General features: G+C 70.5%; 13 protein-coding genes. 4 read left to right on the forward strand and 9 right to left on the reverse strand.

The genetic code is table 11. From position 1 onward, the window contains the following. Positions 1 to 12 precede the first annotated feature (12 nt). From rnc to G6O68_RS26665, 3 genes are all read right to left on the reverse strand, one after another. Positions 13 to 684 carry a ribonuclease III gene (rnc, locus tag G6O68_RS26655; RefSeq protein WP_240911521.1) on the reverse strand — a complete coding sequence of 224 codons (672 nt, stop codon included), beginning with the start codon at positions 682 to 684 and terminating at the stop codon, positions 13 to 15. Positions 685 to 862: 178 nt separating this feature from the next. After that, positions 863 to 1,681, reverse strand: coding sequence for an acetolactate decarboxylase (budA, locus tag G6O68_RS26660; protein WP_165251899.1), 819 nt, complete (start codon positions 1,679 to 1,681; stop codon positions 863 to 865). Positions 1,682 to 1,727: 46 nt separating this feature from the next. Then, positions 1,728 to 3,041: a hemolysin family protein gene (locus G6O68_RS26665; RefSeq protein WP_165251901.1), complete on the reverse strand. Its 1,314-nt coding sequence runs from the start codon at positions 3,039 to 3,041 to the stop codon at positions 1,728 to 1,730. A 265-nt stretch (positions 3,042 to 3,306) separates the two neighbouring features. On the opposite strand from G6O68_RS26665, the gene G6O68_RS26670 reads away from it, so the two are divergent. Further along, positions 3,307 to 3,744 (forward strand): YciI family protein, encoded by a 438-nt coding sequence (locus G6O68_RS26670; RefSeq protein ID WP_165251903.1) that lies wholly within the window; start codon positions 3,307 to 3,309, stop codon positions 3,742 to 3,744. Between the two features lie 49 nt (positions 3,745 to 3,793). Beyond that, complete coding sequence (locus G6O68_RS26675) at positions 3,794 to 5,077, forward strand: RNA polymerase sigma factor (RefSeq protein ID WP_165251905.1); 1,284 nt, start codon at positions 3,794 to 3,796, stop codon at positions 5,075 to 5,077. A 22-nt stretch (positions 5,078 to 5,099) separates the two neighbouring features. On the opposite strand, the gene G6O68_RS26680 is transcribed toward G6O68_RS26675, so the two are convergent. Continuing rightward, a complete protein-coding gene (locus tag G6O68_RS26680; protein WP_165251907.1) occupies positions 5,100 to 6,455 on the reverse strand; it encodes an OmpP1/FadL family transporter in 1,356 nt (451 codons plus the stop codon). Between the two features lie 176 nt (positions 6,456 to 6,631). Between G6O68_RS26680 and G6O68_RS26685 the strand changes: the two genes are divergently transcribed. Beyond that, complete coding sequence (locus G6O68_RS26685; protein WP_165251909.1) at positions 6,632 to 9,070, forward strand: arylsulfatase; 2,439 nt, start codon at positions 6,632 to 6,634, stop codon at positions 9,068 to 9,070. Between the two features lie 174 nt (positions 9,071 to 9,244). Next, positions 9,245 to 10,363 (forward strand): alkene reductase, encoded by a 1,119-nt coding sequence (locus G6O68_RS26690; RefSeq protein ID WP_165251911.1) that lies wholly within the window; start codon positions 9,245 to 9,247, stop codon positions 10,361 to 10,363. A gap of 91 nt (positions 10,364 to 10,454) precedes the next feature. On the opposite strand, the gene G6O68_RS26695 is transcribed toward G6O68_RS26690, so the two are convergent. The 5 genes from G6O68_RS26695 to G6O68_RS26715 form a co-directional block, all read right to left on the reverse strand. Next, a complete protein-coding gene (locus tag G6O68_RS26695) occupies positions 10,455 to 12,674 on the reverse strand; it encodes a hypothetical protein (protein ID WP_165251913.1) in 2,220 nt (739 codons plus the stop codon). Positions 12,675 to 12,774: 100 nt separating this feature from the next. Further along, positions 12,775 to 13,308, reverse strand: a complete 534-nt coding sequence (locus G6O68_RS26700) for a methylated-DNA--[protein]-cysteine S-methyltransferase (protein ID WP_315852143.1) — start codon at positions 13,306 to 13,308, stop codon at positions 12,775 to 12,777. A 32-nt stretch (positions 13,309 to 13,340) separates the two neighbouring features. Continuing rightward, on the reverse strand, positions 13,341 to 15,524 hold the full coding sequence (locus G6O68_RS26705) for a hybrid sensor histidine kinase/response regulator (RefSeq protein ID WP_165251915.1): 2,184 nt from the start codon (positions 15,522 to 15,524) through the stop codon (positions 13,341 to 13,343). Between the two features lie 45 nt (positions 15,525 to 15,569). After that, positions 15,570 to 16,013, reverse strand: coding sequence for a response regulator (locus G6O68_RS26710; protein ID WP_165251916.1), 444 nt, complete (start codon positions 16,011 to 16,013; stop codon positions 15,570 to 15,572). Positions 16,014 to 16,026: 13 nt separating this feature from the next. Next, positions 16,027 to 18,297, reverse strand: a complete 2,271-nt coding sequence (locus tag G6O68_RS26715) for an ATP-binding protein (protein WP_165251917.1) — start codon at positions 18,295 to 18,297, stop codon at positions 16,027 to 16,029. Positions 18,298 to 18,604: the final 307 nt, after the last annotated feature.

Raw genomic sequence — 18,604 nt, forward strand, 5'->3', positions numbered from 1 at the left:
GACCTCGTCTCGTCAGTCCGACTCGTAGGGGAGTGGGGAGCCCGCGAGCTGGCACAGGGCGTTCAGGGCCGCGCGTTGCTCGGCCTCTTTCTTGTTCCGCCCCCACGCGGGCGCGTAGCGGTTGGCGCCGATCTGGGCGGAGATCTTGAAGCACTTGGAGTGGTCCGGGCCCTTCTCGTCCAGCAGCAGATACGTCGGCGTCTCGCCGAAGTCGCGTTGGGCCGCCTGCTGGAGGTTGCTCTTGTAGTTGAGGCCGTTCGAGCCCTCGACGGCCGCCTCGATCTCGGGCCCCATGTGGCCGATGATGAACTGCTGGGCCGCGGGCGCGCCGCCGTCCAGAAAGATCGCGCCGATCAGGCTCTCGAAGACGTCCGCCAGGACCGAGGACGGCGTCTGATCGCCGGCCCCCATCCCCTTGCCCAGGAACAGGTAGTTCTCGAGGGCCAGCGATTCCGAGATCTTCGCGCAGGTCCGCCGCGAGACCACGATCGACTTGACCCGCGTCAGGTCCCCCTCCTGGTAGTCGGGGTACTTGCGGAAGAGTTCCTCGCAGACGACGGCCCCCAGGATCGCATCCCCCAGGAACTCCAGCCGCTCGTTCGAGGCCAGCCGGTGGTTGGCGCCCGAAGCGTGCGTGAGCGCCTCGCGCAGCAGGTCCGGGTCCCGGAACTCGTAGCCGAGCACGGCCTGGCAGTCCGCGAGCAGGCGGGCCTCGTCCCGGTGGGTCGTGGTGTTTGGCGCGGCGATGGTTCGAGTTCCAAGCGGGAAGTGCGCGGAAACGCCCGGACGAAATCCGACTCGCGAGCAAGAAAACAGGCTAGCCCGCCGGAAATGCCCTGTCAATCCGCTGATCGCCGGCCGGTCAGGGGCGGTCGGCCCCGGGGGCGGGCCCGCGCGAGCTTTCCACCCGCTTCAGCTCCCGGGAGAGGTCAGGCGTCAGGTCGGCCCGGTCGAAGTCCTGGGAATCGGGGAGTTTGATCTCCCAGTCGTGGACGAGGTCGTACCGCACGCGGCCCTCGGCGGGGCGGCAGTCGAGGACGTGGCCGCCGATCTTGCGGTCGTCGGAGAGGAAGTGCCAGTGGTAGCCGGGGACGGTCAGCCCGCGCACCCAGGCCGGGCTCCGGATGCCCAGGAGCGTGCCGGAAACGCCCTCGCGGCTCCAGACCGACTGGCTCTCGGCCACCGCGGCGAGCGGCCGGTAAGGCGGCTCCTGGCGGTGGACGCTGCGGAGCGTGGCCGAGTCCAGCCGGCCGTCGATCCGCACGGCGACGAACGCGTTGGCCTGCGGCAGGGCCCCGTCGAGCCGGGCCTCCAGCTCCGTGAGGCTGGAAACCCGAGGGCACGCGAACGCCCCGTCCTCGTCGAACGCCGTGACGACCGCGAACGGGGTGGTCGCTTCGGGCCCGACCTCGGCCACCACGCCGTCGCCCCGGACCTGGTACGCGCGACCGTCGAGGATGATCAGCTCGCCATCGAGGTGGTCGAGCGTCCCGAGCCCGAAGTCGCCCTCGCGCAGCATCGCACCGATCGTCGCCACGCCGTCGTAGCGGCCGATCATCAGGGCGTTGATGACCGAAACCTGGATGATCCGGTCGGGGGCGGGCTCGGTCGGCGAGGTCCTTGGCGAGCACGAGGCGAGGCCGAGGAGCATCGAAGCCAGGAAGAGCCTGTTGAGGAGCATGGGCGATTCCGTTGGAGGAGTGCGACCGGCGGCGGGGGCTGGACGCTCAGGCCGGGGCGGCGTTCGATTCGGTCTGGGGCGGCGCGGAGACCAGAACTCGGTCGATGCGGTTCTCGTCCATGTCGACGACCTCGAAAGCGACCCCTTCCCACTCGAAGCGGTCGCCCACGGTCGGGATCCGGCCGAGTTGCATGAGGATGAAGCCCGCGAGCGTGCCGTACTCCCCCTCGGGGAGCCGGGGGAGGTCGGGGAGGTCGGACACCTCGTGGATGGAGAGGGTGCCGTCCAGCAGCCAGGTTCCGTCCTCCCGACGCACGGCGCGGGGGTCGAAATCCTCCTCGTCGGGCAGGTCGCCGACCAGCGCCTGGAGGATGTCGTTGAGCGTCAAGACCCCCTCGACGGCCCCGTACTCGTCGACCACGATCGCCATCGGCGTCGCCGCCGACTTGAACTGCTCCAGGACTTTCAGGCCCGACGCCCCCTCGAAGACGAACAGGGGCGGCTTCATGAGGGCGCGGACGTCGGGGGGGCCTTCCTCGTACGACCGGCCGAGCAGGTCCTTGGCCTGCACGATCCCGACCACCCTGTCGAGCGACCCTTCGCCGACGGGGAAGCCCGAGTGGGTGCTCTCCAGGACCCGTCGGCGGACTTCCTCGTGCTCGCCTTCGGCGTCGATCCAGACGACGTCGGCCCGCTGGGTCATCAGCACCCGCGCGGGCTGGTCGTTGAGCCGGAAGACCCGGCGGACCATGTCGTGCTCGGCCGTCTCGATCGCCCCGGCTTCCGCCCCCTGGCGCACCAGGACCTGGATCTCCTCCTCGGTGACGGGCGAGCCCCCGGTCTCGTGCACGCCGAGGAGGCGGACGACGCGCTCCGTCGACCAGCTCAGCAGGCCGACCAGCGGGACCGCCGCGATCGCGATCAGCCGGAGCGGGCCGGCCGCCCGCATCGCGATGGCCTCGGGACGGCTCAGGGCCAGCCGCTTCGGGGTCAGCTCGCCGAACACGAGCGTCAGGTAGGAGACGGCCGCGACGACCGCCGCCAGGCCGATCCCCTCGGCGTAGGGGACCAGGGCGGGCACGGTCGCGAGCGCCTCAGCGAGATGCTCGGCGAGGGTCGCGCCGCCGAAGACCCCGGCCAGCGTCCCCACCAGCGTGATCCCGACCTGCACCGTCGAGAGGAACCGGTTGGGGTCCTCGGCCAGCTCCAGCGCCAGCCTCGCCCGGGGGTCCCCCTCCTCCGCCCCGTGCTTCAGCAGGGCCTTCCGCGACGAGATGATCGCCAACTCCGCCATCGAGAAGAGGCCGTTCGCGAAGATCAGGAGGAGGACGACGCCGACCTCGATGAGTATCGTGTTCACCAACCGCCTCAGGCCGAGGTGCGAGCTTCCGACGGACGCGACCGCGTCAAGCATACGATAGGAGGCCACGCGGATCGAGCGGTCCGGCGACCATTCACGGCTGCATGACGTCCGGGGGTGGACTCGCGAAGAAATCTCGCCGGGATGTCGATCTCGGGCCGGGACGTTCGACGAAGAGGTGGGACCGATGAGGCGGAGGCCGGAGTTTGGCCTCGAGCTCGCGGTCGGGATGAACGTGGTCTCGCTTGGATGAAGGGAGCCGTCGATGCGTTTCATGGTGATGGTGCGGGCGACGAAGGAATCCGAGTCCGAGGGGTCGCCGGTGGCCGACCAGAAGCTCTTTCAGGACATGGCGAATTTCAACGAGGAGCTGGTGAAGGCCGGCGTGATGCTCGCCGGCGAGGGGCTCCACCCCAGCTCCAAGGGCGCGCGGGTGCGGTTCGCCCCGGACGGCTCGCGCACGGTGATCGACGGCCCGTTCGCCGAGACCAAGGAGCTGATCGCCGGCTTCTGGCTCTGGCAGGTCAGGTCGCTGGAAGAGTGTCTCGAATGGGTCAAGCGGTGCCCCGCCCCGTTCGCGACCGAGTGCGAGATCGAGGTCCGCCGCGTCTACGAGACCGAGGACTTCGGCGAGATGATGAGCCCCGAGCTGATCGCCCAGGAGGAGCGGCTCCGCGAGCAGGTCGCCCGGCTCGCGAAGTGACCCGGGCCCGGCTTGCCCCGGGCCGGAGGAATTGGTCTGATCGGACGTCATGACGACCGATCCGATCCATCGCACGATCGAGGCGGTCTGGCGGATCGAGTCGGCGAAGGTCGTCGCCGTGCTCGCCCGCCGGACCCGCGACCTCGGGCTGGCCGAGGACCTCGCGCACGACGCGCTCGTCGCCGCGCTAGAGCAGTGGCCGAGTTCGGGCGTCCCGCAGCGACCGGGCGCCTGGCTGCTGGCCGCCGCCCGGCGACGCGCGATCGACGCCCACCGCCGCGACCGGGCGTTCGACCGCAGGCGCGAGGAGATCGCCGCCCGCTTCGAGGCCGAGCCCGCGCCGGACCTGGACGCCGCGCTCGACGACGAGGTGGGCGACGACCTCCTGCGGCTGATCTTCACCGCCTGCCATCCCGTCCTCTCGGCCGAAGCCCGCTGCGCGCTGACGCTCCGGCTCCTGGGCGGCCTGACCACCGACGAGATCGCCCGGGCGTTCCTCGTCGCCGAGTCGACGGTCGCCCAGCGCATCGTCCGGGCCAAGCGGACGCTGGTCGACAAGCAGGTCCCCTTCGAGGTCCCTCGCGGCGCCGAGCTGATGGCCCGGCTCGCGACCGTCCTGGAGGTCGTCTACCTGATCTTCAACGAAGGCTACGCCGCGACCGCCGGCGACGACTGGATGCGGCCCTCGCTCTGCGAGGAGGCCCTTCGCCTGGGCCGGATCCTCGCCGAACTCGCCCCCGCCGAGCCCGAGGTCCACGGCCTCGTCGCTCTCATGGAGATCCAGGCCTCGCGCTCGCGGGCCCGCGTCGGCCCGTCGGGCGAGCCCGTGCTGCTGCTGGAGCAGGATCGGGCGAGGTGGGACCAGCTCCTGATCCGCCGGGGGCTCGCCGCGCTGGCCCGCGCCGAAGGGCTCGGCGAGGCACCGGGCCCCTACGTCCTCCAGGCCGCGATCGCCGCCTGCCACGCCCGCGCCCGGACCGCCGCCGAGACCGACTGGCGACGGATCGCCGCCCTTTATGCCGAACTCGCCCGGGGGGTCCCGTCCGCCGTCGTCGAGCTGAACCGGGCGATGGCCGTCTCGATGGCCACCGGCCCCGCCGACGGCCTCGCCGTGATCGACCGCCTCGCCGACGACCCCTCGCTTCGCGATTATCCCTACTACTTCAGCGCCCGCGGCGACCTGCTCGCCAGGCTCGGCCGGCCCGCCGAGGCCGCCCCCGCCTTCGCTCGCGCCGCCGAGCTGACCCGCAACGCCCGCGAACGCGCCTGGCTCCTCGCCCGAGCCCGCGAGTGCGCCGGCGACCCCGCGGCGGCCGGGACGTCGGAAGGATGACCCGCGGGAAGCGCGGCGGAGGTCATTCGACGAGTCCCGATTCGTCCGGTCGGGGCGCGGGCCGATTGCGACGGTCGGCTCCGGGACGGCCGCCGAACTGGACGTTGAACCCGGCGACGATCGAGTCGTACTGGGAGTCGATCTTGGCGGTCGCGAGGGCCTCTTCCCGGATGCCGCCCTCGATCGAGTTGCGGAAGCCGTGGACCCAGGCCAGGGACATGGTGACGTCGTCCGTCAGGCGGAAGGAGCCGCCCAGCGACAGGGTGTTCGTGATGATGCCCGGGAGCTGGACGTTGAACAGGGTCGCGGTGTCCGGGATCGGGTTTGTGTTGTAGAGGTAGCCTCCTCGGACGGTCGTCCTTTCCGTAAGCGCGTACTGGCCGCCGACGGCGACCGCGAAGGCCCCCCGCCAGCCGAGGCCGCCGTCTTGCACCGACTCGCCGAAGAGGGCGGCGTTGGCGTAGTCGACGTATCTCAGGTCGACGTCGATCAGGGCCCGGTCGAAGCCCTTGTAGGCGACGCCCCAGGAATAGATGGCCGGGATCTGGGCCTGGATCCCGATCCGACGCGCGGAGAGGTCGGGCGTCGCAGCGTTGAACCCCCAGCGCTCCTGCCAGATCGGGCTCTTGTACGAGAAGCCGAGGTTCCAGTCCTCGCTCATCTCATACAGCAGCCCGAGCTGGAAGCCCCCGCCCCAGAAAGCCCGGGCGTTCGTCCCGGTCGGGTAGGTGTTGAGCCCGAGATCGTCTCGAGGCCCCGGCGCGAAGAAGGCGGGGGAGAAGCCCAGGGCCATGTTGCTGATCACCGGTCCGCCGCCGACCGAGAGGCGATCGGTCAGCCGCACCGAGGCCGACGGATTGATGGTGAGCATCGAGGCGTTGGCCCAGATCGGCCCGAAGCCGAACGATCGGGGCGGTCGTCGCGAGGCCAGCAGCGGGGTCGTCTCGCTCCCCGCGAAGTTCACGTTGCCGCCGACGTAGCCGAAAATGCCCAGCCCGAAGGTCCAGTGCGAGTCGTCGCTGAGCCGGAAGGCCACGCCGGTCGCCAGGTTCGGCACCACGCCGCTGTCGCTCCGGGAGACGCCATAGCGGCCCTCGCGCGGAAGCACCCCGTTGATCGCCCCCGCGGGAAGGCTGGTCGTCAGATGGGTGCTGGGGATGATAAGTTCCGAACCGAGCAGGAACTCGGGCCGGTCCAGGCCGCTGAGGTTGGCCGGGTTCCAGTAGGTGGAGCCGAAATCGACCGGCGCGGCGGTCGAGGCGCCGGCCATCGCCCGGTTGATCGGGCCCGCTCCGGGGCTGATCAGCCCCTGCGCCGAGGCCGAGGACGTCACCCCGACGAGGGCGAGCAGGACGAACGTCGGACGCCGGCTCTTCATGGGCTCGCTCCTAATCCTGTCGGCCGGAAAATCGACGCAATCGTTTCAGACCGATTGATATTCGGCGGGCCGAGCCTGCTACATTAAAGAAATGGCACCGAGGTTCCGAAAGCCAAGCGACGCTTCCGGCACTCGCGCGGCCCCTCGTCACCCATCTTCCATGTCCGGAGCCCTTCATGATTCCCCCGCGAGACAGGCGACGCAGCCTTCCCGCGACGGCCCTTGCGGCCCTCGCCGTTCTGACCTTCGGCGGCCTCCTGGCGCTCCGCGCGGCGGGCCCGCCCGACGCGCCTCGATCGGCGAAGGCCGAGGCGGCCGACGACATCCCTCGCCCCGATCCGGCCTTTCAGGGGGTCGCGAGGCGAACCCTCGACGGCTCCAAACCGGCTTTTCCGGTGCCCTCCGGCGCGGCCGCGAAGGCGCCGAACGTGCTGCTGGTCCTGGTGGACGACGCGGGTTTCGGGAACCCGTCGACGTTCGGCGGGCCTTGTCAGACGCCGACGCTCTCGAAGCTGGCGGCCGAGGGCCTGCGATACAACCGCTTCCACGTCGCGGCCCTCTGCTCTCCGACCCGGGCCGCCCTGATCTCGGGGCGGAACCACCACGCCGTCGGCTTCGGGAACATCGCGGAGTTCGCCGGCGGCTGGCCGGGTTACAACGCGACCTGGCCGAAGAACGCCGCCAGCCTCGCCCGGATCCTCCAGGGCAACGGCTACTCGACCGCCGCCTTCGGCAAGTGGCACCTGACCCCCGACGATCAGCAGGGCGCCGCCGGCCCCTTCGACCGCTGGCCTTGCGGGCTCGGGTTCGACCACTTCTACGGGTTCCTCGGCGGCGCGGTGGGGCAGTACGACCCGCTGCTGGCCTTGGACAACACCATCGTCGGCGTCCCCACCGGCAAGGACTACTACCTGCCGGACGACCTCACCGACCGCACGATCCGCTGGATCCACGACCAGAAGGCCCAGGCCCCGGACAAGCCGTTCTTCGTCTACTATTCCACCGGGGCCACACACTCGCCGCACCACGTCCCCAAGCCCTGGGCCGACCGGTACAAGGGCCGGTTCGACCAGGGCTGGGACAAGCTCCGCGAGGAGACCTTCGCGCGCCAGAAGGCCCTCGGCGTCGTCCCGGCCGACGCCGTGTTGACCCCTCGCGACCCCGCCTTCCCGGCCTGGGAGAGCCTCAGCCCCGCCGAGAAGGCCTTCTACGCCCGCCAGATGGAAGTCTACGCCGGCTTCCAGGAGAACACGGACAACCAGATCGGCCGCGTGGTCGAGGCCCTGGAGGCGATTGGCGAGCGCGAGAACACCTTGATCATCGCCATCTGGGGCGATAACGGCGCGAGCATGGAAGGGACGGAGACCGGCACCTTCAACGAGATCACCACCATCACCGGCATCCCGATCTCGGCCGAGGCCCAACGGAAGCTGATCGAGGAGTACGGCGGGATGGACGCCTGGGGCGGGCCCGTCATGCAGCCGCACTATTCGTGCGCCTGGGCCTGGGCCGGCAACGCGCCGTTCCGATGGGGCAAGCAGGTCGCGTCGCACCTCGGCGGCACCCGAGATCCGATGGTCGTCTCCTGGCCCGCGGGCATCAAGGCCAGGGGGGGCCTCCGCGAGCAGTTCACGCACGTCATCGACGTCGCGCCGACCATCCTCGAGGCCGCGGGCGTCGCGCCGCCGGAGATCGTGGACGGCATCCCCCAGGCGCCGCTCCACGGGACGAGCTTCGCCTACACGTTCGACGACGCCGCCGCGCCCGAGCGCCACACCCGGCAGTACTTCGAGATCTTCGGCAATCGGGCCATCTATCAGGACGGCTGGCTGGCCTGCGCCCGGCTCGACCGCATCCCCTGGAAGCTCGACGCCGAGGCCCTGGGGAAGTTCGCCCCGGGCAAGTGGGATCCCGACGCGGACGCCTGGGAGCTCTACGACACGAGGGCGGACTTCACCCAGTCCCGCGACCTCGCCGCCGAGCGCCCGGAGAAGCTGGCGGAGATGAAGGCCCTCTTCTGGACGGAGGCCGAGAAATACCAGGTGCCCCCCCTGCTCGCGGGGTTCGCGAAGTTCTACGGCCTCAATCCGCCCCAGGCGGAACGCCGCCGCTTCACGTATTATCCGGGCGCCGAGAACATCGGAGCCGGCATGATCCCGCCGATCTACAACCGCTCCTTCACGATCACCGCCGAGCTGGACGTCCCCGAAGGCGGCGCGGAAGGCGTGCTCGTCGCCAACTCCGACGTCATGGGCGGCTTCTCGATCTACGTCCAGGACCGCCGGCTCCGCTACACCTACAGCTTCCTGGGCGTGAAGGTCGACACCCTGACGGCGGGCGAGGACCTGCCGGCCGGCAAGCTCCAGGTGCGCTACGAGTTCCTCGCCGACAAGCCGGGCCGGCCGGCCACCGGGGGGCGGTCGCGGCTCCTGATCGCCGACAGGGTGGTCGCCGAGGGCCGACTGGAGCAGACCGTGCCCATACGTTTCACGACGTACGCCGGGATGGACGTCGGCAAGGACAACGGCGAGCCGGTCTCGCCCACCTACGCGGCCGATTCGCCCTTCGCCTTCACCGGCAAGATCGGAAGGATCGATTTCGAGATCATGCCGTGACGCCGCTCCGGCCGGAAGCCTCGCTCGTCGGCGAGGCGAGTTCGAATGAAGGGACCTGGCCGCGGATGACGCGTCTCTAGTCGTGCGGCGTCTCCCCCTTCGGACGGGGGGGACCCGCCGACCGTCGCGTCGTCGCGCCGGGCCGCCATTCGAACCCCGGTTCAGGACTCCGCAATGACCGAGACGGACACGCTCTTCCGGCCGCTGACGATCGGCGAGATCGAGGCCCCCAACCGGATCTTCATGGCCCCCCTGACGCGGGCTCGGGCGACGAACCGCGTGCCCAACTCGCTGATGGTCGAGTACTACCGCCAGCGCGCGTCGGCCGGCCTGATCATCACGGAGGCCACGGCGATCAGCGAGGAAGGCTACGGCTGGCTCGGCGCGCCGGGAGCCTACGACGACGACCAGATGGAGGGCTGGAAGCACGTGACCGGGGCCGTGCACGACGCCGGCGGCCGGATCTTCCTGCAGCTCTGGCACATGGGCCGGGTCTCGCATCCCGACTTCCTGCGCGGCGGGCTCCCCGTCGCCCCCAGCCCGATCGCGGCCGAGGGCCACGCCCACACGCCGACCGGCAACAAGCCCTACGTCGTCCCCCGCGAGCTGACCGTCGCCGACGTCGCCCGGATCGTGGACGACTACGCGGCGGCGGCCCGGAGGGCGCGCGAGGCCGGATTCGACGGCGTCGAGGTCCACGGCGCGAACGGCTACCTCATCGACCAGTTCCTGCGTGACTCCTCGAACGTCCGGACCGACGCCTACGGCGGCTCGGTCGAGAATCGCTCGCGGTTTCTCGTGGAAGTCGTCGACGCCGTGACCGCCGCGTGGTCCGCCGGCCGGACGGGCGTCCGGCTGAGCCCGACCATGAACGAGAAGGCCATGAGCGATCGCGACCCGATCGGCCTGTTCACGCACGTCGCCCGCGCGTTGAACCGGTTCGGCCTGGCCTACCTCCACACCGCCGAGGCGATCGGCCCCGGCCGCCTGTTCAACCCGGACGCCCCGCGCGTCACGCCGCACATCCGCGAGGCTTTCGACGGCGTGCTCGTGACCAACGGCGGCTACGGCAAGGCCGAGGCGGAGAAGGCAGTCCGCGACGGCGAGGCCGACGCCATCGCCTTCGGCCAGAAGTTCCTCGCCAACCCCGACCTCCCCGCCCGCCTCCGCCTCGACGCCGCCCTCAATCCCGGCGACCCGAAGACCTACTACACGCACGGGCCCGAGGGCTACATCGACTACCCGACCCTGGGAGCGGCGACCGCGCCGACGCTCCGCGAGGCCGCCGGCTGAACCGATCGCTGGGGGACTTTGCCGGGAACGAGGACGGGCCTTCCCCCGCCGTCGAGGGAAGGCCCGAGACGTCGCGAGGCTCAGGGCCGGATCACTCGATCTCGACCTTCACCGCGTCGGCCGAGTTGGGGAAGCGGATCAGCAGGGTCTTGGAAGCCTCGTCCCACGACTGGGCGTCGGCGAGCGGCTGGCCGGCGACGGCGACCGACTTCGGGGCCCTCGGCAGGGCGACGCGGACGGAGGCGGTGATCTCCTGCGGGCCCCGGACGAAGAAGGCCAGGCCGTCGCCCTTCGGGGCCTCGTCGGTCACCCGGCCGGCCGCGGCGAGGACGCGCGGGCCCTTCGAGGGGACCCGGTCGAGGTCGAGCAGGAGCGACCGCTTCGCGGGGTCGAGCGTCACGGAGTCCACCACCTTCAGGTCGGCGTCGAACAGGTCGACGAATCGACCCTTGAGCACGTGATCGGACTCCCCCTCGGCCGATTCCAGGCCGGCGGCGATCACGTACGGGCCGCGATGCAGGACCAGGTGGTTCGTCTCCTTGTAGTCGAGCTTCGCCGCCCCGCAGGCCTGCTCGATGAGCTTGCGGACGGCGTCGCCCCCCTCGGGCCTGTAGGTCAGGGCCGCCGGGCTGGACGCGTCCCAAATCAACCGGCCGGAGCCGACCTCGTGCGAGCCGGGCTTGGCGTCGCGGCCGACGCCCAGGGCGTCGAACAGGGCCTGGCGAGGGTTGGCGTAGCCGGGGCCGCCGGGGGCGTTCCACCACGAGCGGACCTCGTTGTAGGGGTCCTTGTCGTCGTCGATGAACAGCAGGACGCCGCCGGCCTTGACCCACTCGGCCAGCACCTTGTCGGCGTCGTTGGTCAGCGGCTTCATGCCCTCATAGGTCATCATGAGGACCTTGTAGCGGGCCAGGTCGGCGGAGGTCCGCAGGTTCTCGAGCTGGACCGGCTCGGCGGGGATCCCGCGCTGGATGGCCGGCAGGGCGAGGCCGAAGAAGTTGCCGAGGTACGGGTCCGACGGCTTGTACCCCTCGCGCTGGAACATCAGGGCGTCGGAGACGATCAGGCCGATGCCGCGGGTGCCGGCGTCCCAGGAGATCTCGTCCTGCTCCATGTCGTTGAGCGTGTTCATCACCGTCATCAGCTCGGTGGCGTAGGCGGGCGGGATCGGGATGCGGTCCTCCTCGCGGAAGCGTCGGCGACGCCCCCCGAACAGGCCGGCCTGGGGCTGCGCGCCGGGGCGGGGATACTTGCGGTGGAAGATCCGCTCGGGCCAGGGGGCGACCTCGTAGCGGCTGGTCTCGGGCCAGAACAGGGAGCCGACGACGGTGCATTCCCAGTTCGTCCGGTAGTCGTCCCAGTCGTGGTTGGGGTCGTCCTCGATCGGGTCGTGGAGGAACCAGAGCCGGCCGTTGCTGCCGCGGGTGGCGGCGGTCATGGAGCCGTATTCGAAGAAGGCGGTCTGGAAGGTCCGCTCGGCGGTCTTCCCCTGGTACACGTTCTTGGAACGGGCGGTGCCGGTCCAGACCTGGGCGATGAAGCCGTCGGCGCCGACCGTCAGCAGGCTGGACTCGGGGCTTACGATGTTCCAGAGGGCGTAGTTCACCAGGCTGTGCGTGGGGACGTAGCACTTGACGTTCTTGCCGGTCTCGGCGTTCTTTTTCTTGACCGCGTCGAAGATTTGCTTGAGGGCGTCGCGATAGAGGACGTACTTGAGCTTGCTGGCGCGGTACTGGGCGTCGGCCGACTCGTGCGGCGGGATCCATTCCTCCTTGTAGTGCTCACGCCAGGCGCGCTTGAAGCCCTCGCTGTAGCCGGCGCGGGCCCAGAACTCGGGCTCTTCCAGGTGGACGGCCTCGACGCCGGCGTCGATGGCCTTGAGGACGTTCTGCGCCAGGTACTCGCCGAAGCTCGGGCCGGGGCACATGTAGTAGACGTCGCCACCGTGCGAGATGACCTTGCCGTTGCGGTCGGTCTGGGCCTCGTCGACGTGGTTCTTGCCGTCGAACCGGCCGTAGAGGTAGTCCTGGTACTGGCCCCAGGAGACGCCGGTCATCAGGTGGACGATGTAGCCCCGCTCCTTCCACTGGCGGATGCGGTCGGGGAGGCTCGCGTCGACGCCGTAGCATATGGCGACGTCGGCCGGCAGCTGCAGCCCGGCGTCCCAGGGGGCGTGGGTCTGGAACGACGTCCGTTCCTCCGCCTGGCGGGGGGGGGGCGTCTGGGCCCGGGCGGGCGTCGCCAGGCAGGCGAACAGCGGGCCGATCGCGACGAGGGCGCGTGCGGACCGGCGGGCGAGGATGGATCTCATGGAGGTCCTCGGGGAGGGGACGAGGGGGGGCCCCTCCTCCATCACTCGGGGGACGGGGCGAAGACCCATTATCGTCCGCGACGGCCGCGGCGTCACCCTCCTACCGCGAGGTCCAGGCGGCCGGGACCTCGCGGCCGGAAACCTCGGCCTCGTGCTGGAGCAGCCAGAGCTTGCGGTCGCCGCCGCCGCCGAAGCCCCCCAGGCGGCCGTCGGCGGCGATCACGCGATGGCACGGGACGACGATCGCGATCGGGTTCCGGCCGTTCGCGCCTCCCACCGCCCGGGCCGCGTTCGGGTCGCCCACCCGGCGGGCCAGCTCGGCGTAGGAGATCGTCTCGCCGTAGGGGATTTTGGACAGCTCGGCCCAGACGCGCGACTGGAACGCGGTCCCTTCCCCGGCCAGGGGTAGGTCGAAGCCCCGCGAACGGCCCGAGAAGTAGGCGTCGAGCTGGCCGCGGACGTCGTCCAGGAAGGCCGAGCGTGCTTGGTCCAGCCCCTCGGACGCGCGGGGGTCGGACGGGCCGTGGAGCATGTGGAGCTTCCACAGCCGGTCCCCCTTCGCCGCCAGCAGGAGTTCGCCGATGGGGCTGGCGAACCGGGCGTACCGGATCGTCTCGGTCGAGGTCGTGGACATCGCGAGGATGCTCCGGGGGCCTTCAGGTCGGATCAGGTCCCGTCGGCCGGCGGGGGGGCTGCCCCCCGCCCTTCCTTCGCCGACGGGTCGACGCCGGCGAGGAACCGGCTCAGCTCCTCGGGGTCGACTGGCTTGACCAGATGGAGGTCGAATCCGACCTCGCGCGAGCGACGGCGGGCCTCCTCCTGCCCGTATCCCGTCAGCGCGACGAGATAGGGGCTGCGTTCGCCGTAGCGGCCGCGGATGCGGCGGGCGACCTCGAAGCCGTCCATGCCGGGGAGGCCCAGGTCGAGCAGGATCAGCTCGGGCGTGAGCGCGTCCACCGCCTCAAGGGCCTTCATCCCGTCGGAGACGATCTCGACCTGATGGCCCCAGTGGTCCAGCAGGGTGGCGAGCACCTCGGCCCCGTCCTCGTGATCGTCGACGAGCAGGATCCGGAGCGGCCGCTCCGCCCTGGCGGCCGCCTCGTCGGCGAGCGTCGGCTCCCCGCCCATCGGCTTGCCGTCCATCAGTTCGAAGGCCCTCGCGATGGGCTTGCCGTCGGCCGAGGCTCCCGGCCGCGTCGGGGCCGGTTCGGGCCTGGGCAGCGCCGAGGGGATGGGCAGCCGGACGAGGAATTCGCTCCCCTTGCCGAGGCCTTCGCTGTGGACCGAGACCCGGCCGCCGTGCAGCTCGGCGAGCGTGCGGACGAGGGTCAGGCCGATCCCCAGGCCCCCCTGGGAGCGATCGAGCGAGTGGTCGACCTGGGCGAACATGTCGAAGACGAGCGGCAGCATCTCCGCGGCGATGCCGATGCCGGTGTCGCGGACGCGGATCACCGCCTCGTCGCCGTCACGCTCGGCCGCCAGCCGGATCCGGCCCTCGGCCTCGGTGTACTTGGCGGCGTTGTTGAGCAGGTTGACCAGGATCTGCTCGAGCCTGGCCGCGTCGGCCCAGAGCACGATCGGCCCGACGGGGGGCGACACCTCCAACTCGTGGCGATGCTGCTCCATGACCGGCCGGACGGCCTCCACGGCGCGGAGCATGACGGACGTCAGGTCGACGTCCTCGGGGGTGAGCTGGATCTTGCCCCGGGTGATCCGCGAGACCTCCAGCAGGTCGTCCACCAGGCGGGCCAGCTGGGTGACCTGGCGCTGGGCCATCGCCCGGGCCCGCTCGATGGTCCCCTCGTCGAGGCCGGGGAGCGACATCAGGTGGAGGGCGCTCCGGATCGGGGCGAGGGGGTTGCGCAGCTCGTGGGCGAGCATCGCCAGGAACTCGTTCTTGCGGCGATCCATCTCGGCCAGTTCGTCGGCCCGAAGCCTGGCCTCGCGCTCCAGGCGCTCCAGCAGCCGCAGCCGCTGACGTTCGACCGAGCGGCGGTCGACCACGCTGGCCACGGCGTTGTCCACCGATCGTCGCAGCGTCTCCTCGCCGAATCGGCCCTTGATCAGGTAGTCCTGGGCCCCCCGCTTGAGGGCCTGCACGGCGATCGATTCGTCCCCCCGGCCGGTGAGCATGACGACCGGGAACGGGGTGACGGCGGTCCCGCCGGTCAGCTCGCGGAGGAAGTCCAGGCCGTCCATGTCGGGGAGCGAGAAGTCCAGCAGCACGCAGTCCAGGCCCGCGGACCGGCAGATCTCCAGCCCTTCGCCGCCGTCGGCGGCTTCGAGGAAGCGGTAGGAGCAGTGGGGGTCGCGGGCCAGGAAGCGGCTGGCGGCCACGCGGTCCTCGGGCGAGTCGTCGACGATGAGGACGAGCCGCTCCTTGAGCCGGATCGCCTCCTGGGCCTGACGATGGTCGCGCTCCTTCTCCACCCGCTCGCGCTCGCGGCCGGGGCGGAGGGCGAACTTCTCGATGGCGTCGCCGATGGTGGCGCAGAGGGACTCGGCGTCGAAGTGGCCCTTGACCAGGTAGTCCTCGGCCCCTCGCTTCAGGGCCTGGACGGCGATGGCCTCGCTCCCCCGGCCGGTGAGCATGACGATCGGGAAGGGAGGGCCCCCCGCCTCCTCCTGCAGGCGGCGGAGGAATTCCAGGCCGTCCATGTCGGGGAGCGAGAAGTCCAGCATCACGCAGTCGAGGGCCGCCGAGAGGCCGATCGCCAGCCCCTCGGCCCCGGTGGTCTCCTCCAGGAATCGGTACGAGGCGCGGGGGTCCTGCTGGAGATAGCGACGGATTACGGCGCGGTCTTCCGGGCTGTCGTCGATGATCAACACGAGCCGCTCTTGCCATCCCATGGGAAGTCCATCCTCGTCTTCGCCGGGCCTCGCGCCGGCCGGCCTTCAGCCGACGTTGGTCGGCAGGGCCACGGTTTCGAACCAGTATTCCTTCAGCGTGCGGACCTTCTTGAGGAACTCGTCGAAGCAGATCGGCTTGATGATGTAGCTGCTGGCGCCCTGGCGGTAGCAGAGCTGGATGTCGCTGGGGTTGTCCGAGGTCGTCAGGACGACGACGGGGATCTTGCGCAGCTCGGCGTCCGCCTTGACGCGCTCCAGCACGTCGCGGCCGTCGGTGCCCGGGAGGTTCAGGTCCAGCAGGATCACCGCCGGCTGCACCGCGGCCTGGCCGGCGAACCGGCCGGTGCGGAACAGGTAGTCGATCGCCTCGTCGCCGTCGGTGCACCGGTCCACCGGGTTCACGATCTCCGACTTCTGGAAGGCCCGCCGAACCGCCGCGAACTGCTCGTCGCTGTCCTCGACGACCAGGATCGTCTGACTCGAATCCATTCCCGACTCTCCCTCAACCGCCCAGTGTGAAATGGAAGGTGGCACCTTCGCCGGCCTTCGACTCGATCCAGATGGCCCCCCCGTGCCGCTCGACGATCTTCTTGCTGAAGGTCAGCCCGGCCCCGGTCCCGCCGCCGAACTTGTCGCGGCCGTGGAGTCGCTTGAAGAGGCGGAACACGGTCTGGTGGTGCCTCTCGGGGATGCCGATGCCGTCGTCCTTCACGAAGAAGACGGGGCGCGGGGGGCGGGCCTCGTCCGCGCCGTCGGGCGGCGTCGGCGAATGGAAGCCGATCTCGATCGACTTCTCGGCCCTGTCGTTGTACTTGACCGCGTTGGTGATAAGGTTGCCGAAGAGCTGGCCCACCTGCACCCGGTCGCAGCAGATCGTCGGCAGCGGTCGCGCGACCTTCACCGACACCCGGTCCTCCTGGAGCATGACGCGGTGCAGCTCCAGGACCTCGTCGATCAACGCATTCAGGTCCACCTCCTCGTAGACGAGCTGGGCCCGGCCGAGCCGCGAGTAGCGGAGCATCGACTCGACCAGGTCCTCCATCCGCTGCGAGAGCCGCACGAGGCTCTGCAGCTTCGACACCCCCTCGGCGTCGAGCTTGTCCGCGTAGTCTTCCATCAGGAAGGTCGCGTAGTTGTGGATGCCGCGGAGCGGCTCCTTCATGTCGTGCGAGGTCGTGAAGGCGAAAGCGTCCAGGTCGCTGTTGCTCCGCTCCAGCTCCGCGTTCAGGCGGGTCAGCTCCTCGGCCCGGCGGACGACCACGGCGATGATCGCGTCCCGGAGCGCCCGCGCGGCGGCGACCTCGGCGGGGTGCCAGGGGAGGCTCTTGAGGTAGACCTCCTCCTTCCAGCGCCCGAACGAGGTCCGGGGGCTGAGCGTCCCGTCGGGCTCGACCGGCTTGTTCGGGTCCCCCCCCCAGTCCACCGTCTGGACGACCTCCGGGCGGAACCAGAGGACGTAGTGCCCCTGGGCCCGCGAGGTCGTCACGGCGATCAGCCCACAGCCCCGGTCCTTGTACTCCAACGCCGCGGGGAAGCGCCTGGGGAGCGAGTCGGTCTCGAAGACGTCGCCGTCGGCGTGGATCCGCAGCCAACTGACCAGCGACATGATCTGCTCGTCGTCGGGCGTCGCCCCTACCTTCGTGCAGGACTGGTCGTAGACGACGGCCGCGCCCCGCGCGCCGGTCAACTCGAGCACGTCCCCGCCCCCCTCGGTCAGCGCCCCGGCCAGGTCCGGCTCCTGGGACATCCGCTGGAGCAGCCGCTCGCGGACGCGTTGGAGGTTGGTCCGGTATTCCTGCCCCTCGCCGTCCTCCTTCACGCCGAGCTGGACCGAGACCAGGGCCGCCAGGAACTCGCAGGCGTTGCGCACGGCCGGCGGGACGTAGCGCGGCTCGCTGTAGTGCATGCAGCTCAGGAGCCCCCAGAGGCGGCCGTCCCGCATGAGCGAGAACGACATCGACGTCCGGGCGCCCATGTTCCTCAGGTACTGGATGTGCATCGGCGACACGGCCCGCAGGGCGGCCAGGCTGAGGTCCAGGGGCCGGTCGGCGTCCGGGCCCGGGGCGGCGACGATCGGGACCGCCGGGGCGTCGACGTCGGCGATCAATCGCGAGGGGTTCTCGTGATAGAGCCGCCGGGCCTGCTCGGGGATGTCCGAGGCCGGGAAGTGCAGGCCCATCAGGGGGACCAGCCCCTCGGCCGCGTCCTCGGCGCAGACCTCGCCGTGCCAGTCGGCGTCGAACCGATAGACGAGAACCCGCTCGAATCCCGTCAGCGAGCGCGTCTCCATCGCGGCGACCCGGAGGAAGTCCCGTAGCGACGTGGCCGCCTGCAGCCGGACCATCGCCTTGCGAGGGTCGATGGGGAGGTCCGGGCCGCTCGCCGCCCCGTCGGGCCGGGGGTTCTCCAATTCCAGGATCAGGTTCCCGTCCCGGCGATGCACCAGCGCGTCGAAGATCCTGGCCTCCCCCCGCGCGAGCATCCGGAGACGCGACGGGTTGGCCTCCTGGACCTCCTCGGAGAGGAGCCAGCGCCGGGCCTCCTCGCGGTTGGAGGGCTCGACCAGCGATTCCAGGGGCGAGCCCAGCACGCTTTGGGCGGGCACCCCCAGTAGGGGTTCCACGTTGATGCTGACCCGTCGCACCGTCAGCATCGGCTCGTCGAGCACGAACAGGACGCCGTGCGGCTGGATCCGGCCTGGGATGTGGATGGGCTCGTCCGCGCAGTTCGTGAGATCGACCGCCGGGATGTTCGTTTCCGGGCCTCGCGTCATCTCCCCACCTCGCTCGCCGGGGCGCTCGCCGTCCCCGGCCCTGGGGACGCCGGCGAGAGCCCTTTAATATAGAATACGGCTGCCAAGGCGGTCATCATCAAGGGCCCCTTCCCGGCGAGTCGCGGTCGTCGTCGGCGATCTTGAGAGAACGGTGCGTCCACGGGTTCGATCGCCCAGATTGTGCACGTCGCATGCCGGAGGTCTGGTTTTTCGGTTGGTGGTCCTAAAGTGTTTCTGAAAAGAGCTATGCGCTGTCGCTATGCTGGTTCGCCCGGCCTTCGCCGCGGCGCCGCCCTTCCCTTTTGAG

The sequence above is a fragment of the Paludisphaera soli genome, assembly GCF_011064595.1.
Lineage (GTDB): Bacteria > Planctomycetota > Planctomycetia > Isosphaerales > Isosphaeraceae > Paludisphaera > Paludisphaera soli.

Bases quoted from the DNA above. Each gene is read 5' to 3' on its own strand.
- G6O68_RS26710 (WP_165251916.1), bottom strand. From the start codon at position 16,013: ATGGATTCGAGTCAGACGATCCTGGTCGTCGAGGACAGCGACGAGCAG.
- G6O68_RS26675 (WP_165251905.1), top strand. From the start codon at position 3,794: ATGACGACCGATCCGATCCATCGCACGATCGAGGCGGTCTGGCGGATC.
- G6O68_RS26695 (WP_165251913.1), bottom strand. From the start codon at position 12,674: ATGAGATCCATCCTCGCCCGCCGGTCCGCACGCGCCCTCGTCGCGATC.
- G6O68_RS26690 (WP_165251911.1), top strand. From the start codon at position 9,245: ATGACCGAGACGGACACGCTCTTCCGGCCGCTGACGATCGGCGAGATC.
- budA (WP_165251899.1), bottom strand. From the start codon at position 1,681: ATGCTCCTCAACAGGCTCTTCCTGGCTTCGATGCTCCTCGGCCTCGCC.
- G6O68_RS26705 (WP_165251915.1), bottom strand. From the start codon at position 15,524: ATGGGATGGCAAGAGCGGCTCGTGTTGATCATCGACGACAGCCCGGAA.
- G6O68_RS26680 (WP_165251907.1), bottom strand. From the start codon at position 6,455: ATGAAGAGCCGGCGTCCGACGTTCGTCCTGCTCGCCCTCGTCGGGGTG.
- G6O68_RS26685 (WP_165251909.1), top strand. From the start codon at position 6,632: ATGATTCCCCCGCGAGACAGGCGACGCAGCCTTCCCGCGACGGCCCTT.
- G6O68_RS26715 (WP_165251917.1), bottom strand. From the start codon at position 18,297: ATGACGCGAGGCCCGGAAACGAACATCCCGGCGGTCGATCTCACGAAC.
- G6O68_RS26700 (WP_315852143.1), bottom strand. From the start codon at position 13,308: ATGTCCACGACCTCGACCGAGACGATCCGGTACGCCCGGTTCGCCAGC.
- G6O68_RS26670 (WP_165251903.1), top strand. From the start codon at position 3,307: ATGCGTTTCATGGTGATGGTGCGGGCGACGAAGGAATCCGAGTCCGAG.